Here is a 16,123-nt window from a genome sequence, read left to right as displayed (position 1 = left end):
AACGTTCAACTGTTATATATCATTGAATGAGCATCAAACGAAAAAACCTGCTTTCAGCCTCGATGGCTGAAAGCAGGTTTTTATCAATTTTAACTTATAGAGATTTTTGATATCAACCGGTTGGCAATTACTTTTCAAATATCGTACCCTTTTTGAATTTTGAATCTTTAAAGGCATATTTCGTTAGAAGATAATAGGCGATACCTGCCACGACAACTCCGATAATCCATGCTAGCTCCACTTTCATAAAGGCTGCAGCGGCGCCGATAAGCATCGCGACTATTGCAGCTGGATTATAGCCGGCAAAGGGGCCATCTTCCTTATACAAATCCGCAACATTTACTTTTTGTTTTCTTAAGATATAATATTCGACTAATAGAATAGCCACAATCGGTCCTAAAAATGCGGAGTAGATTAGAATGAACATCCCCAGACCTTTAGACGAGGAATCCTGTACAAGCACCCAAGGGAAGGAGCATAATCCGAGCAAGCCCGTTATGGTAACTGCAACTTTGTATTTTAGCTTTGTGATCAAGGTAATAACGTAGGTTGGTGGAATAATATTGGCCACCATGTTTACTGCGATTGCACCCATCACAATAAAGGCAGATACAAAAACTGTGATATAGGGGTTGTTGACCACGATGGCAAATGCCTTCACAGGATTAGAGATACCAGTTACTGTAGCAAGCATTGCCCCGATTGCGATTACGAAGCCGTACGCTACGACGATAGGCAAGAAGTACAGAAGCCCACGTTTTGCGTCGCTAATACCAGATTTTAACTCTCTTGAATAGTCTGCCGCGCTTAAAAAGATACCGGCATAATTACCCATAAACACCATGATGAGCGCGAAGAACGGTAAGCCCCATGAGCCTGTTGTATGAACCCATTTTTGGGCTATCACTGCGCTATGGTCGGCTAAGAGAAGGTAAAATACATAGACAAGTGCAAGCATAATAACAGTAGAAACTAGTGATTCCACCCATTTAATGGCATGGAAGCCGTATAGCGAAAGCCCAATTTGCACGAGCTGGAGGAGTACAAAGCAGATGACAACATTATCAAAGGCGCCACCCGTAAAAATCTTTACAATTTCATTTAAGGCAGTACCGCCAATCCAGCTTTGAAAACCGTACCAGACGATGGCGGGGATACCGCGCAAAAGTGATGAGATGATGGAGCCTTTCACCCCGAAGGACATTCTGAGCTGAACAACATAGGGTATACCCGTTCTGTATCCGAGCCTGTCATTTAAAGCAAAAACTGCTGAAATGATACCAATTGCTATGATAGCTGCGATAAACGTCTGAAAGATGTTTAGCGTTGCGATTCCCGCTACAACCAAACTCGCTCCAAGGGTCATATTGCCTAAATTAACGCCGTCACCAATCCACATAAACATATAGGGTATCGGACTTACCGTCCTACCTGCTTCAGTTTTCGGATATAGTGATTCATCTACACCTGCTGCATGTGGGATCAGCGTCTCTGTTGTTTCTGAAATTGTAGACATTGTACACCCAACTCCTTTTTTCATTGTTTGCCTTATTTCTGATAATGCATTGGATTATAAATTAGGTCTTAGATGTTTGCCAATAGGTTTCGATACAATCTTTCCGTCTTTAAAAATGGTTGTTCCTCTGAGAATAGTTTGTGTCACTGTCCCACGGAAGCGATCACCTACATAAGGGCTTACTTTGTGTTTATAGAAAAGGTCTTCCGCCTGTAAAGTGAATTCCTTATCCAGGTCTACCAGTGCAAAGTCTCCATCATAGCCAACCGCAATTTTGCCCTTCCCTTGAATCTTAAATATCTCGTTAACATTTTGGGAAGTCAATTTCGCGATAGAATCAAGTGGAAGCTTTCTATCATGGTAAGCATGAGTAAGCAGACCTGTAAGCGTTGTTTGGCAAGCTGAGATTCCACCCCAGACCCTTAAAAATTCTCCGTCTTTGAGCTTAGGGTCACAGGGGGAGTGGTCGGAGGAAATAAAAGCAATCTCACCATTAAACAATTTTCCCCACATCTTCAGTTGGTTTTCAGAGTTGCGTATGGGGGGCGAGCATTTTGCCACTGTTCCCATCCGTTCTACGTCGTCATCCGTAAGAATCAGATAATGCCCAATGGTTTCACAGCTGACGTCAACGCCTCTGCTTCTTGCTTGTGTAACAAGCTCGACTGCTTTTGCTGTGCTGATATGAGCGATGATTAATTTACAGCCTGTCTCCTCAGCGAACATAATCATGCGTGAGACATTTTCTATTTCGGTGATTGGAGGACGTGCTGCAAAATAATCTCGAACGGTAGTTTTGTTATTGGATAGGGCAAGCGCGGTCAGATCTTTTGTGATTTCTGCATTCTCACAATGCACCATCAGCGGTAAGCCAAGCTTTGCTAGTTTTTGCATGCCCATCAAAGCAGTATAATCGTCCATTCTTTCAAATTCATCAATACCGCTACCGCATGAGAAGGCTTTAAAGCCGATGACTCCGCATTCTGCAAGCTCTTCAAGCTTATCTAAATTTGTGGATGTAAGCCCGCCCCAGAATCCATAATCAACTAATGAGTCCTTTTGTGCTACAGCAAGCTTGTTATTAAAGTTTACAGCATCAAGTGTACAGGGGCTGCAATTAAGAGGCATATCAAAGAATGCAACGCCGCCGCCTGCTGCCAGTGCACTACTTCCAGTGGTGATTGTCTCCCACTCTGTTCTTCCTGGATCATTAAAATGTACATGCCCATCTGTTGTGCCGGGAAATACATATTTTCCGGCAGCGTCAATTGTTTCTTTTGCATCGGTGGATATTTCTTCTGCTATTTCCACAATTTTTTCATCGCGAACAGCAACATCTGCTTTTTTGACACCCTCTGGAGTAACAAGAATTCCGTTTCGAATGATTAAATCATAACGCGAGCTCATGTGTTTTCCCCCTTATCTCTTAGCATCATTGTCTCAGCTGAACGACAGGGCAAACCGTTATTTGGATTTTTTAACGTATTCGCCAAAGCCTTTTTGACCCACTAATTGTCCATCTTGAGCTACGACTTGACCTCTTACTAAGGTGCATACAGGAAGACCTGTACCTTTTAAGCCGACAAAGGCTGAAATTTGATTGGTATAGTATAAGGACTCTGGTGTGATTTCCCATTCTTTTTCTGGATCGAGGATGACAAGGTCTGCATCGAATCCAACTTCAATAGCACCCTTCTTGCCGTAGATTCCAAAGGCTTTAGCTGGGCCTTCGCTTAAGCTACGTGCTAGTAAGGTAGGACAATATCCTCTCTTGGCGATCCCTTCGCTGTATACGACCTGCATGACGTTTTGGATTCCGCTAATTCCACCCCAGGCTCCAAATACTCCATGCTTTTCTTCGCTCTTTTCACTCAGTTCGCAAGGAGAATGGTCAGAGGCAATGGAAGACAGTGTTCCGTTATTGACATATTCCCACATTCCTTCGACTGCTGCAGCATCTCTTAAGGGCGGTGCGCATTTGAAGAGACTTCCGTTTTTGATAACATCTTGATCGGTAAAGGTGAGGTAGTGGCCGCAGGTTTCTGCTGTGACATCGACACCGTCTAATTGTGCCTCACGGATAATTTGGGCAACTCGCGGATGGCTTACATGACAGATGTGAACTTTTGCGCCGACTTCCTTTGCTACATCGATAATATTTTGAGTAGCAATGAGTTCTGCTATGACGGGTCTTGAATCTAAGAAATCCTGCCAATCGTTCTTATCTTTTCTTTTCGCTCTTGCTTCTTCCCATTTAATAATGGAATAATCTTCGCAATGGAAACCTGCTCTCGCATCAAATTCTTTCAAAATTTCCATGGCTTCTTTTGCTTGCCCGATGCTTAAGGAGACATAATCAGGAGAAACCGGTCCGATGAACGATTTAAAAGAAACACAGCCTTTTTCATCGAGTTCCTTTAATTTATCCAAATTGTAGTCTACGAGACCGCCCCAGAAACAATAGTCAACATAGGCATTGGGAGAAACTGCTTCTAACTTCTTATCTAAGATTTTAGCATCTGTCAAAGCGGGTTCATTTTGCATAGGCATATCGATGACTGTTGTGCAGCCACCTACTCCAGCAGCTGCTGTGCCGTGAGAGTAGTCTTCACGCCACAAATAACCTGGGTCATTTAAGTGTGCATGGGTATCAATGGCTCCTGGAAATACATAATTCCCTTTGGCATCGATAACCTTTTCTGCTTCGACTGGAGTTCCAGCTTCAACAAGTGCTGCGATTTTTCCATCGTTTACACATATGCTTGCCTCAAAAACCCTGTCTGTTGTCACAACCCTACCATTTTTGATGACTAGATTAAACACATTTATGCCCTCCCTTTACTACTAAACTTGTCATGTAAAGATATTGAACTTTCGCACCTAGCTTGTGGGATATTGGTCAAGCGACGACTCAGTATTCTCTAATCCATTCGTTGGTAGTCGATAACATATGCTAACTGAGTGATCACCTCCTCGATAAAGTCCCAACAATTTAGGCTGTACATTAAGAATATACTGAACATTCCTATTTATCATTATCATTCTTTGATAATTAACGAGCCTAGCTTTTATCCTATTAAGACGAAAGCCTTAATTTCAAGCCTTTATGGTACCCACTCGTTTTCTCTCTATGGGTCACAAACAGGAATAATACCTTTGATTGTGTCACTATTTTAGCCATTTTGTAGAGTGGAAATTCCGATAGGGCTTCGAAATAAGAGTTTAGTCAAGAAAGATAAATACAGTAGGCAATGATTATCTACCTACATCATGCAGTGAAAGAATATTACGTCTTACTGGCGGTACATTATATGGAGAATACATGTTGGAGAGAGGTTTTTATAGAAAGTGGATAGAAATATAGGAAAATTATTATCCAAAGTTGCCAAAGACAAAAATCTGAAAATATTTAAAAATAGAATAAAGAATCAACGCTATTAGCGTAGTAAGGGCAGTAACCTACTCGACATTCATAATAGGAGTGATAAAAGTGATCAATAAAGAACGGTTATTTAAGCGTTTACAGGAATTAGGAATGATCGGTAAACGTGAGTCAGGTGGAATTACCCGTCATGCATTTACCAGAGAAGATAGATTAGCCAAAGAATTAGTTTCAACCTATATGAAAGAAGCAGGATTAAGTGTCAGAGAAGATGCGGTGGGAAATCTGATTGGTCGTAGAGAGGGTCGTAATCCTTTAGCGCCAGCCATCCTTACAGGTTCCCATATCGATTCAGTGTGTGATGGTGGAATCTTCGATGGTGGCCTAGGTATTATCGGAGGAATCGAGGTAATTCAGACACTAGCAGAGCAAGGTATCGAGACCGAACATCCAATCGAAGTCTATGCTTTTAATGACGAAGAGGGCTCACGCTTTAGCTTTAGTATGTTCGGAAGTCGTGGAGTTATCGGGGATCTCAGCGCTAAAGATCTTGAAATGAAGGATAAAGATGGGATTACAGTTGCAGAGGCGATGAAAGCACAGGGGTTAGATCCTGAGAAGATCGGTGAAGCTACTCGTTCTAAAGAATCACTAAAGGCCTTTATCGAACTTCATATCGAACAAGGCAAGGTCTTGGAGTGTAACGACCTATCCGTTGGAATCGTGAGCGGGATCGTGAATGAACTTTGGTTAAAGTGTACTCTCATAGGAGAAGCAGGGCACGCAGGGGCGACGCCAATGAACCTGCGACACGATGCGTTGGTGGCCGTGGCTGAAATGGTTCAAGTGATAGAACGAGAGGCTAAAAAGACAGGGACGACGGTCGCTACAGTAGGAAAGTTGAAGGTTTTACCCGGTGGCATCAATATTATACCGGGGTCTGTGGAATTCACTTTAGATCTTCGGGATATCTCTCAAGAAGTGAGCGACGGAGTCGAGACCCAAATATTCAAGGAGTTCGAGAGAATTTGTCTTGAGAGAGGTGTGAAGCTTCAAGCTGAAATTTTGCAGCGCATTCCACCTGCACCTTGTTCGGAAGAATTTCAACAGGCAGCCCAGAAGGCTTGTAATCAAGTAGGCCTTAAGCCCTTCACGCTTCCAAGCGGCGCTGGCCATGATGCAATGCAAATGATTAATGTCTGTCCGATTGGGATGATTTTCATTCGCTCAAAGGACGGAATCAGTCATAATCCTGCGGAATGGAGCAGTCCTGAAGACTGTGCAGACGGCGTAAATGTCTTGTATCATACCATTTTGGATTTAGCAGTTAGGGTATAAGTTATAGAAACCGTGGTATATTTGTACTCGAGAGTAAAGAGGAGGTTGCTTAATGAAACCCGAAGAAATCCTAAAAGAGAAGTTTAATTTAGGACTACCTGCACCCTCAGAGCCGGACGGCTTTTATACTCGAGTTGTACAAACTGGAAATCTCCTTTATGTATCTGGGCATACCCCTAAACTTGAAGGAAAGTACGTTTACCTAGGAAAGCTCGGTGAGGATTTTACGTTGGAACAGGGTCAAGAGGCTGCTCGTATAGCGATGACCAATTGTTTGGCAGCTTTAAAAGAATTTCTGGGAGATCTACAACGAATCAAGCAATTTGTTCAAGTCATAGGCTATGTTCGAAGTAAAGATAGTTTTATACAACAGCCGTTAGTTATGAATGGTGCATCAGGTCTACTCTTAGATTGCTTTGGCGAAAGAGGAAAGCATACCCGAATGGCCCTTGGTACCAACCAACTTCCCGGTGGTGCAGCGGTTGAGGTTATGTGCGTCGTTGAGATCTAGTCACCAAGCGACAGTTTTTTGAAGGATAATGCTGAAATGGAGGACAATTTCAATGATAAAAAGGGCAGAAGAATTAAGGCTTGAATATAGTCCGAACCTAAAGGGCGGAAGAGATACGGTGAGGATCATAAATATCCTGGAAAATGAGGATAACTACGGAACAGGAAGACTCTTTGGCATAAGCATTATTCCTGTTGGAGGTTCTATCGGAAAACATCAGCATGTCGGTGATTTTGAAACCTATTACATCTTAAAGGGAAAGGCCCTTGTCAATGACAATGGAAATGAGCAAATTCTGAATCCTGGCGATATGACAGAATGCAGAGATGGGGATTGGCACTCCATAGAAAATATTGGAGACTGTGACTTAGAGTACGTTGCAGTTATCTTATATAACAAACACTAAAAATCAATTCAATGAAAAGGGGTTTGATCTTAATGGGTTATCCAAAAGACATATTATCAACAAGAGCAGTAATAAAACATGGAAAATATGCAGTGATACCTCCCACCGGGCTGGTCAATAATGTAGTTCCTGGTATTGAAGGATGCAGAATAAGTATTGTGGCCTCTCCGAAGATGGGTGCAAGTTTTGTACAGTATGTAATTACAGCTGAAAAGAATGGTGGAACAACAAAGGTGTTTGGAAACCAGTCAAATATTGAATCCTTTATCTACTGTATAGAAGGGGAAGGGACATATACTGTAGCTGGTAAGGAATATAAGGCGATTGATGGTGCGTATATTTATGCGCCAGCGGGTGTAGGTCTGGAATTCAAGAATACCTCAGATAAGCCAATGCAGATTCTTTTGTACAAGCAGGTTTATATCCCTTGTGAAGGAATGCAGCCCTATATCTATTACGGAAATGTAAATGAAATTGAATATAGAAACTATGATGATATGGAAAATGTATTTGTAAAAGATTTGCTTCCGGTTGATATTAATTTCGACATGAATATGCATATCCTATCTTTTGCACCCGGTGGCTGTCATCCCTTTGTTGAGACTCATGTACAGGAGCATGGTGCCTACATTTTGGAAGGTGAAGGATGTTATCTATTAGATGACAACTGGTCGATGATCAAGAAGGATGATTTTATGTGGTTCGGTCCCTATGTTGCGCAGGCAGCTTATGGTGTAGGAAGAACGAACTTTACCTACATCTATTCAAAGGATTGTCATAGAGATGTAGAGCTATAATAAATCAAGATAAAATAAGAAAGAAGAGCCTTCGCTAATACGAGAGGCTCTCTTTCATATTAGCGTAAAAGTTAGAGATCCCATGAACACTAGGTTTAAAGGTATGCTATAGTATTTACAGTAATACTTTTTGACTCTACTCCAGAGTGGCCCTCTTATTGGAAGGGTAGCCCCAGATGACTTAATAGTCGAAAATATGTTTTGAGGTGGTAACATTGGAGATTACGATAAAAAGTTTATTGCGAATCGGTCCCTTGAAAACGTCTCAAGTGGTTGCAGGACACCAGAATCTTGATAATGTCGTCAAAGGGGTTACCATCATCGAAGCTCCAGATATCGTTAATTGGCTATCAGGAGGAGAGCTTCTCTTAACCAGCTTATATTCTGGCCCTGGAGAAGGAATGAATTATCGAGAATTCATTCAAAGGTTAGCCGAAAAAGAGGTTAGTGCACTTGCCATTAAGATTCGACGCTTTGTGCAAGATATTCCCCAAGATATTATTGATGCGGCCAATGAGTTTGGGTTGCCGATTATCGAGCTGGATGGGAATGTTCGGTTTGTAGACATTATGTATCCTGTCATGGAGCAACTGTTTAATTCGCAAGTGGTTAAATTAAAGTATTATAAAGATGTACAAGAGCGCTTTACGACCTTAGCCTTGCAATGTGAAGGTTTAGATGCCATTCTTCTGACTTTAGAGGAGTTAGTGGGAAATCCAGTGGCTGTGTACGACAGAAGTTTTAAGTGTATCAAAACTACCGATCCTCGAATTGAGAGATTTGAAGCTCATCAAGAACTTGAGCTACGAGAAACCTTAAATGAGAAGTTTTCCTACTATCGACAGAAGGTGTGTTTCCCCGCTCTTGAGGAAGACATGGTCCCACTCGTTGTAGTAAAGATTCAAGCTTTTAGTCAGGTTAAAGCGTTTTTAACTGTTGCTGAATTAAATAAGCCGTTGCAAGAGATCGATCTTATCAGTTTGGAACACGCTGCTACTGTCGTCACCTTGGATATGGTTAAGCGGTTTGCGGTGAGAGAAGTGGAGCAGAAGTTCAAAAATGATCTCATAGAACATGTTTTGTCAGGTGAGTTGAACTCAGCTAATGCCTTAGAACGGATCAATTTAATGGAATGGGATCTCAATCGCCCCTATCGGGTTGTTGTTTTTAATATTCAAAATTTAGATTCATATTTAGTAGAAAATCGTTCTCAGAACAAGATGGCCCTCCAAGGCGTGAAGTCGGAAATCACTTTGATGGTTTCGAGTGCTATAAAGAACTATACTAACGATTTTATCATTGGCAATAAGGTTGATACCATTGTTGCTCTATGGCCTATGAAGGAGAAAGAAGAAAATCTATTACAAAAGATTAAAAGCGTAGGTCGGGAAGTTCAGGAACAGATTAAGAAACGGATGAAAAAACTTTCAGTTCAAGTGGGAATTGGTGATGTAGCTAATGGCGTGGAAGAAATACCCCGGAGCTATAAAGAAGCACAAGATGCCTTAACGTATGGGGGAATGCTCCATAGTGAGTGTTCAGTCGTCGCATTCTCTGAGCTGGGAGTTTTTCGTATTCTATGTAAATTCGCTGAGAGGAATTCACTTGAGGAATTTGTACCCAAGCCTTTGCTCAAAATACTGAGGTACGACCAAGAAAACGAAGCTGATCTGTTAAATACCTTGCAAGTGTTCCTCGAATGTAATGGGAATGCAAGTAAGTCTGCTAAGGAATTATTCATTCATTACAAGACGATGTTATACCGCTTAGAGCGGATTAAAGAAGTCGCTCAGTTGGACTTGGAGGATAATAAGAACCGTCTTGAATTAGAGATGGGTCTGAAGATGCTCCATCTGATGAGCAATCAAGCATAAGATAAGAGCCCTAATTCGGGTGAAGTTTGTCAAAGTGCAACAAAGGATACAAGTCGGGCTTCATGATTCGAAGGGTGTCTTATGCTATAATGTGCTCTATAGTGATTGAAATTTAGCTACGGAGGTTGGTCTAGTCATGAAGGATATGTTACTTAAGCGTCGGAGCATACGAAAATATACGGACGCCCCGATTGAGTGTGAAAAAGTGGAACAGTTAATCTGTGCCGGATTGTTATCACCCACTTCTCGGAATAGCAGGGCCTGGGAATTTATTATCGTGGATGACAAAAAAGTACTGGGAAAGCTGTCTGAAGCGAAGCCCGGAGCTCAGGCGTTAAAGGGTGCGGCTTTAGGAATCGTCGTCCTAGCTGATCCGCAAAAGAGTGATGTCTGGGTAGAGGACACCTCTATCGCTACAATTATTCTTCAGCTCACAGCGCAATCTCTTGGGCTTGGATCCTGCTGGATTCAGATTCGAGAGCGAATGAATAAAGATGGAATCACAGCAGAACAATACGTAAGAGAAGTTCTAGAGATCCCTGAAAATCTTAAGGTTGCAACGATAGTATCCCTTGGATATCCAGCTGAGTCTCGTCCGGCACACACGGAGGACGAGCTTTTACAGGATAAAATTCATTGGAACGTATTCGGGAAGGCTAATCGACCCGATGCTTAACGCGATTCTTTTATTTTTACTTGCGGGCATAGCAGAAATTGGCGGAGGTTATTTGGTATGGCTTTGGCTAAGGGAAGCACGCCCCTTCTGGTACGGAATAATAGGCGCATTGATCCTGGTTCTTTATGGAATCATTCCGACGTTGCAAAAATTTCCGAGCTTTGGGAGAATTTATGCGGCATACGGAGGAGTTTTCATTATCCTAGCGGTACTATGGGGCTGGGGTGTTGATAAGAAAATACCGGATTCCTATGATTGGATCGGTGCTGTAATATGCTTGGTGGGTGTATCGATTATGCTTTGGGCCCCACGTCAGTGAATGAAACAAAGAAACGCTAAAATAACAAGAAGCCACTTCACCTTTAGGGGTTAAGTGGTTTCTCGTTATTTTGGCATATAGGTTTTTCTACAATAATCGGGCGAGAGTGACACCTAAGGCAACCCCTAAAAAGCCGACGAAAATACTGAAGAGGGTATACGATACTGCTGTTGTGTAACTACCCTTTTCTATTAGAGTAAAAACCTCAAAACCAAAGGTGGAAAAGGTTGTGAAGGCACCTAAGAAGCCGACCCCAATCCCCAAACGCCATAGGGGGCTTATCGGCATTTTGTCTATAGAAAGGATATTGATAAACCCAAGTAAGAAGGCTCCACTCACATTGATAATAAAGGTGGGAAGTGGAAAGCTTGGATTCCATCGGGCTGAGATCCAGAGGCCTAATTCGTAACGAGAAAGAGCTCCCAAGGCACCGCCTAGAGCAATGACAATAAGATGATTCATATCTTAACTCCTTTAAAGGATTGAAGTTTTTGCTGTCGAACGGACAAATTGCCTATTAACCTTCAGCTTTACCTCATTATTATAACTTCTTCGACTCTGTATGACAAAACTCCTACTTTAAACTTGCGATTTTCCAGAGTTACCGGAGTGATAGAACAGGTGAGGAAGCATATAGTTTTAATATGGGTTAAGGGGGGAGATTTTTGCGTATCATAACCTTTTCAAGAAGGGGAATTCTATTTAGTTTAGTTATTCTGCTTTTGGTGGCTTTTGGTACGTACTATCAAAGTAGAAACTTGACACTCCCATCATTGGTTAAGCAAGCGGGAACGTACTATATGGTTCATACTCAAGAAAAAGTAGTGGCTCTGACCTTTGATGATGGTCCAGATCCTCTCTATACAGGATTTATTCTTGATGTCCTTAAAGAGAAGAATGTTAAAGCAACCTTTTTTGTATTAGGTGAGAATGCTAAGAAAAACCCTGATTTGCTCAAGCGAATTAGCGTGGAAGGGCATGAGATCGGTAATCATGGCTACTCTCATAGTTACACGACCAGCCAATTTATACGAGAACTTGATCGCACAGATGAGGTCATCTATCAAATTATACAGCAGCATACAAACTTCTATCGTCCGCCAGGTGGAATCATTTCGAAATCACTTGTCGAAGGGGTCAAAGATAAAGGCTACATTTTAACCTTGTGGAGTATTGATAGTAACGACTGGCGAAATCCTGGACCAACACGAATCGTAAGAAATGTAATGAAAAGCAGCTTTCCAGGGGCGATTATCCTGCTTCATGATGGAGGAGAAAAACGAGAACAAACCATTAAAGCTTTATCAAGCATTATTGACCAATTAAAGCAGCAAGGGTATCGCTTTGTCACTGTATCTGAACTTAGAAACTTTGAGAGCAACACCCCGGTTCAAATTCTAAAACCTAGGGATTAAAAGTCAATCTGCCCTCGGACCTTCAGGTCCGAGGGCAGACTTTTTTTATAGGTTAATAGGTTAAGTTGAAACAAAAGTTATTCCACGGAGCGGGATGCATGCGATTGGACGGTGACCGATGATTGGAATTCCGATATTCAAGAAAAAGTCGGGCATTTTTGTCTAGGCAAAGTTAATTTAATTTGGTATACTACATATGAACATATATTCATATGATGTAATGAGGTGAAGGACATTGATGATAACTTCTGCGGATCAGGAGGAAGCCAAAGGCGTAGACAGCCCTGTTTGTGAAGTGGAATGTACCCACCCCGAATTGATTTCCCGATTTCAGAGTGAAATAATCGAACTCTTACAGGCCAATGACTTGGCTAGCTTATTTAAGACTTTAGGTGACCCGACTCGGATACGGATTATGAGTGCTTTGGCAAAAAGCGAATTCTGTGTCTGTGATTTAGCAGAACTTCTAGGTTTAAGTCAATCTGCGACCTCTCATCAATTACGAGTCTTAAGGGGTAGTAACCTTGTAAAGTATCGAAGGGACGGAAAACTGGTTTATTATTCCCTGGATGATGATCATGTGTTAGGTCTCTATAGTCAAGGACTTGAACATATTTCAGAGTGATTGCCCAAGAGTGAGTAAAGTGGAGCTAATCTCTAGGATAGATTCAGATAAAGTATAGTAGAAGGGAACTAGGAGGAGAAAAATGAGGGTACAGTTTGGTGATCCATCCGATCAATCAAAGGCTCACGGACAAACGGATTCTCTATCTGATAATAAAAAAAATAATGAGCGCGTAAAATACCGAATCGAAGGGGAATTCTGTGCGAACTGTTGTGCGAAAATGGAAAGGGCGCTAGGTGCGACAGAGGGGATTGGGGAGACGTCCATTAACTATGTCGCTAAAACGGTATATTTACCACCTGATAAAATGCTACAAGCCCAAACTATTATGGAGAAGATTGAACCGGGAGTAAAGCTCGTAGCTATACAAAAAAGAAAAGATCAAGCAGAAATTCCCTCGGAAGGGAATGAAGAGGGAGAATTCCGCAAACAATTATTCAGCATTCTCCTCGCGGGAATTCTTTTGGTCGTTGGGTTGATTTGGGGCCCACGTTGGCACGGCACCTCTTTCGAAGCTTTAGAGTACCTCGTCTACATGGGGGCTTATCTGCTCGTTGGATACGAAGTTCTAGAAAAGGCCTTTAAAAATATTCTACGTGGCGCTGTTTTCGATGAAAACTTCCTAATGGCCTTAGCAACGATAGGTGCGATTGCAATACATGAATTACCGGAAGCTGTAGGGGTTATGCTTTTCTATTCAGTCGGAGAGTATATCCAAGATCGTGCAGTTGATCGCTCACGGCATTCCATTCAAGCGCTTCTCAATATTCGACCGGATTATGCTAATTTAATCCAGCAGCTTAATGTCATAAAAATCGATCCAGAAGAGGTTGAAGTCGGTCAGCAAATCGTTGTCCGCCCTGGGGAGAGGGTCCCATTGGATGGTGAAGTTGTCAATGGAAGCTCTTATCTGGATACTTCCGCACTAACAGGAGAGTCCGTGCCTCGGAAAGCAGATCGAGGAGATACTGTACTAGCAGGAATGATTAATACCTCGGGAGTGTTGACTGTCCGAGTGATCCGGGAATATGCGGAGTCTTCGATACAGAAAATTCTTGATCTCGTCGAGAATGCAAGTACTCGAAAGGCGAAAACGGAGAAGTTTATTACTACTTTTGCTCGCTATTATACTCCAGTAGTGGTCATTGTGGCGTTAGGAATCGCTTTTCTTCCTCCACTTTTTGCGGGAGGGGACTTTAGCAGTTGGATTTACCGCGCTTTGACAATCCTTGTTATATCGTGTCCGTGTGCCTTGGTCATCTCAATTCCTTTAGGCTATTTTGGTGGGATTGGAGGCGCGTCTCGGCAGGGGATTTTAGTTAAGGGCTCAAACTTCCTAGAAGCGTTAACTCAAGTTAAGACGGTTGTTTTCGATAAAACGGGAACTTTGACTGAAGGCGTTTTTGAAGTTATTCAGATACATGCTGAGAAGGGCTTCACAGAGCAGGAGCTCATTGAAATGGCCGCCATTGCAGAAGTTCATTCGAGCCATCCCATTGGGAAATCTATCCGTGAAAAGTATGGTAAAGAAATTGATACCTTACGAGCGAGTGAGTATGAAGAAGTCAGCGGAAAAGGGATTCGGGTTAAGATTGACGGACAAGTGGTTCTGATCGGGAAATTAGCTTTTCTTGAGGAGCAGGGAATCCAGGCTGAGGAACAGGAACTGCTGGGTACCCTAGTCTATATGGCAGTGAATCAAAACTATGCAGGATGTTTATTGATTGCAGACCGTCCACGACTTGGAGCACGCGAAACAGTTCAACGACTTAAAGCCGCAGGAATTAAGACAGTAATGTTAACTGGAGATCAAGCAGCAGTGGCTCAGCGTGTCGGGCGAGAACTCGGAGTTCAGGAAGTTTACGCAGATCTATTGCCTGAAGATAAAGTGAAAAAACTGGAGAAGTTGCTTACTGAAAGAAGTGTAGCTGCAGAAAAGGTCGTCTTTGTTGGTGATGGAATCAATGATGCCCCCGTATTGACCCGCGCCGATATTGGGATTGCCATGGGTGGACTGGGTTCAGATGCAGCAATTGAGGCAGCAGATGTCGTTCTGATGGATGATCAGCCCTCTAAGCTCATCAATGCCCTCGATATTGCGGGTTTCACTAAAAAGATCATCTGGCAAAATATCGGTTTTGCCTTAGTAATCAAACTTATTTTTATCATTCTTGGGATGTTCGGGATGGCTACCATGTGGGAGGCTGTCTTCTCAGATGTGGGAGTAGCACTCTTGGCAATTCTTAACGCGACACGGGTTCGACGCTATTCTAGCATAGGAATCGAATCTAATGAAGCTGATTCAGAGAGTAAAGCATCTGTGCAAGGTGTTATGGCTAAGTAACTCTTCGACCTGCGATTAACACTCGAATATTATAGGCTATCTGGGGACCCGCACTAAGATAGCCTATTCTTATTAAGTGGAAATATTATGAAAAAACTCTCCAGGAGATCTTTGCTCCACTTTGTAGGGTAATCTTTCGAATAGTGCAAGAAGAGAAGAGAGAACATTATTATTTATATGGAATATAATGGGAATAGCTAGAGCGTTCAGAAAGGAGGGATTTTGAGTGTACGGATCCGCAGGGGGTTATTCTCCTTACCCAGGCTCTTATCCCTCGAATTACACGAATCCAAATTTTCTCGGTAATAAGCGGACTGCGACAGTCCCAGCGAAGGCGCCTGATCCCCAAGTAAATGGTAAGGCAGTTGCGGCTTCAAATGTGTGGTTACTTTCCCCAGCGCTTGTAGGAACGGGAGCTTACTTTATCTTTACTCTTATGTCTAGAGATGGAGCCGTGTGTGGAGAAAAAGAAAAATCTATACAGGGTATGATTGGTAGCATTGTCTACTCTTGTATAGCTACGGCAGGGATTTCTTTTTATGTCTATAACGTCCTTATCGCATCGAATGGACATCCTTTGAATGCATTTCTACCCGTTTCGAGCGCTATTGGGACCCTGATTCTCTATTACGCCGCAGTCTACAATTGGGTTTATCGTATGAATCCAAAGAGTTTTACTGGCGATATTGATGGAAATCCCCTAAATGAAATCGTCACCTTTATCTATTTTAGTATCACGACCTTTGCTACAGCTGGAATGGGAGACATGGCTCCTATCACTAAAACGGCTAAAATATTAGTGAGTCTTCAAGTTCTGTTTTTTGTCTTTATTTTCACGATGGGAATTGTTTTCTTCGCTGACCCGTAATGAAGAGGGAAAACTCGAGGGTGAGGGCATAGTCCTCATACCTAGGAATGCC

15 protein-coding genes are annotated in these 16,123 nt (G+C 42.4%); 11 read left to right on the top strand and 4 right to left on the bottom strand.

Annotated features, from left to right (window positions below; genetic code table 11):
* Nucleotides 1–127: 127 nt before the first annotated feature.
* The 3 genes from ACZ42W_RS18745 to allB (ACZ42W_RS18735) are packed head-to-tail and all read right to left on the bottom strand — an operon-like array spanning nt 128 to nt 4,339.
* Nucleotides 128–1,516 (bottom strand): NCS1 family transporter, encoded by a 1,389-nt coding sequence (locus tag ACZ42W_RS18745; protein ID WP_464166784.1) that lies wholly within the window; start codon nt 1,514–1,516, stop codon nt 128–130.
* 54 nt (nt 1,517–1,570) lie between these two features.
* The gene (gene allB, locus ACZ42W_RS18740; RefSeq protein WP_464166783.1) at nt 1,571–2,923 is read right to left on the bottom strand and encodes an allantoinase AllB; all 1,353 of its coding nucleotides are present in this window, start codon (nt 2,921–2,923) and stop codon (nt 1,571–1,573) included.
* Nucleotides 2,924–2,980: 57 nt separating this feature from the next.
* Complete coding sequence (gene allB, locus ACZ42W_RS18735) at nt 2,981–4,339, bottom strand: allantoinase AllB (RefSeq protein ID WP_464166782.1); 1,359 nt, start codon at nt 4,337–4,339, stop codon at nt 2,981–2,983.
* A gap of 667 nt (nt 4,340–5,006) precedes the next feature.
* Between allB (ACZ42W_RS18735) and ACZ42W_RS18730 the strand changes: the two genes are divergently transcribed.
* From ACZ42W_RS18730 to ACZ42W_RS18700, 7 genes are all read left to right on the top strand, one after another.
* A complete protein-coding gene (locus tag ACZ42W_RS18730) occupies nt 5,007–6,236 on the top strand; it encodes an allantoate amidohydrolase (protein ID WP_464166781.1) in 1,230 nt (409 codons plus the stop codon).
* 52 nt (nt 6,237–6,288) lie between these two features.
* A complete protein-coding gene (locus ACZ42W_RS18725) occupies nt 6,289–6,747 on the top strand; it encodes a RidA family protein (protein ID WP_464166780.1) in 459 nt (152 codons plus the stop codon).
* Between the two features lie 52 nt (nt 6,748–6,799).
* Nucleotides 6,800–7,153: a cupin domain-containing protein gene (locus ACZ42W_RS18720; protein WP_464166779.1), complete on the top strand. Its 354-nt coding sequence runs from the start codon at nt 6,800–6,802 to the stop codon at nt 7,151–7,153.
* Nucleotides 7,154–7,185: 32 nt separating this feature from the next.
* Entirely contained in the window at nt 7,186–7,950 is a 765-nt protein-coding gene (allE, locus tag ACZ42W_RS18715; RefSeq protein ID WP_464166778.1) for a (S)-ureidoglycine aminohydrolase, read from the top strand.
* 215 nt (nt 7,951–8,165) lie between these two features.
* Nucleotides 8,166–9,824 carry a PucR family transcriptional regulator gene (locus tag ACZ42W_RS18710; protein ID WP_464166777.1) on the top strand — a complete coding sequence of 553 codons (1,659 nt, stop codon included), beginning with the start codon at nt 8,166–8,168 and terminating at the stop codon, nt 9,822–9,824.
* Nucleotides 9,825–9,960: 136 nt separating this feature from the next.
* Nucleotides 9,961–10,500, top strand: a complete 540-nt coding sequence (locus ACZ42W_RS18705) for a nitroreductase family protein (RefSeq protein ID WP_464166776.1) — start codon at nt 9,961–9,963, stop codon at nt 10,498–10,500.
* Nucleotides 10,493–10,819: a YnfA family protein gene (locus ACZ42W_RS18700; RefSeq protein ID WP_464166775.1), complete on the top strand. Its 327-nt coding sequence runs from the start codon at nt 10,493–10,495 to the stop codon at nt 10,817–10,819. The genes ACZ42W_RS18705 and ACZ42W_RS18700 overlap by 8 nt, the downstream gene beginning before the upstream one ends.
* Before the next feature lie 87 nt (nt 10,820–10,906).
* On the opposite strand, the gene crcB is transcribed toward ACZ42W_RS18700, so the two are convergent.
* Nucleotides 10,907–11,281, bottom strand: a complete 375-nt coding sequence (crcB, locus tag ACZ42W_RS18695) for a fluoride efflux transporter CrcB (RefSeq protein ID WP_464166774.1) — start codon at nt 11,279–11,281, stop codon at nt 10,907–10,909.
* 203 nt (nt 11,282–11,484) lie between these two features.
* On the opposite strand from crcB, the gene ACZ42W_RS18690 reads away from it, so the two are divergent.
* The 4 genes from ACZ42W_RS18690 to ACZ42W_RS18675 all read left to right on the top strand — a co-directional run bounded on the left by ACZ42W_RS18690 (nt 11,485) and on the right by ACZ42W_RS18675 (nt 16,071).
* A complete protein-coding gene (locus tag ACZ42W_RS18690) occupies nt 11,485–12,234 on the top strand; it encodes a polysaccharide deacetylase family protein (protein ID WP_464166773.1) in 750 nt (249 codons plus the stop codon).
* A 238-nt stretch (nt 12,235–12,472) separates the two neighbouring features.
* Complete coding sequence (locus tag ACZ42W_RS18685) at nt 12,473–12,859, top strand: ArsR/SmtB family transcription factor (protein WP_464166772.1); 387 nt, start codon at nt 12,473–12,475, stop codon at nt 12,857–12,859.
* A gap of 82 nt (nt 12,860–12,941) precedes the next feature.
* Nucleotides 12,942–15,203 (top strand): heavy metal translocating P-type ATPase, encoded by a 2,262-nt coding sequence (locus ACZ42W_RS18680; RefSeq protein ID WP_464166771.1) that lies wholly within the window; start codon nt 12,942–12,944, stop codon nt 15,201–15,203.
* A gap of 226 nt (nt 15,204–15,429) precedes the next feature.
* Nucleotides 15,430–16,071, top strand: coding sequence for an ion channel (locus tag ACZ42W_RS18675; RefSeq protein WP_464166770.1), 642 nt, complete (start codon nt 15,430–15,432; stop codon nt 16,069–16,071).
* Nucleotides 16,072–16,123 lie beyond the last annotated feature (52 nt).

The sequence above is a fragment of the Desulfitobacterium elongatum genome (assembly GCF_055378975.1).
The sequence above is the reverse complement of the archived record's forward strand: the minus strand, read 5'-3'. Positions and strand labels throughout refer to the sequence as shown.

What these genes read in the sequence shown, in the direction of transcription:
- ACZ42W_RS18745 (WP_464166784.1), bottom strand. Translation starts at nt 1,516, where the DNA reads ATGTCTACAATTTCAGAAACAACAGAGACGCTGATCCCACATGCAGCA.
- allB (WP_464166783.1), bottom strand. Translation starts at nt 2,923, where the DNA reads ATGAGCTCGCGTTATGATTTAATCATTCGAAACGGAATTCTTGTTACT.
- ACZ42W_RS18725 (WP_464166780.1), top strand. Translation starts at nt 6,289, where the DNA reads ATGAAACCCGAAGAAATCCTAAAAGAGAAGTTTAATTTAGGACTACCT.
- ACZ42W_RS18720 (WP_464166779.1), top strand. Translation starts at nt 6,800, where the DNA reads ATGATAAAAAGGGCAGAAGAATTAAGGCTTGAATATAGTCCGAACCTA.
- allE (WP_464166778.1), top strand. Translation starts at nt 7,186, where the DNA reads ATGGGTTATCCAAAAGACATATTATCAACAAGAGCAGTAATAAAACAT.
- ACZ42W_RS18705 (WP_464166776.1), top strand. Translation starts at nt 9,961, where the DNA reads ATGAAGGATATGTTACTTAAGCGTCGGAGCATACGAAAATATACGGAC.
- ACZ42W_RS18700 (WP_464166775.1), top strand. Translation starts at nt 10,493, where the DNA reads ATGCTTAACGCGATTCTTTTATTTTTACTTGCGGGCATAGCAGAAATT.
- crcB (WP_464166774.1), bottom strand. Translation starts at nt 11,281, where the DNA reads ATGAATCATCTTATTGTCATTGCTCTAGGCGGTGCCTTGGGAGCTCTT.
- ACZ42W_RS18685 (WP_464166772.1), top strand. Translation starts at nt 12,473, where the DNA reads ATGATAACTTCTGCGGATCAGGAGGAAGCCAAAGGCGTAGACAGCCCT.
- ACZ42W_RS18680 (WP_464166771.1), top strand. Translation starts at nt 12,942, where the DNA reads ATGAGGGTACAGTTTGGTGATCCATCCGATCAATCAAAGGCTCACGGA.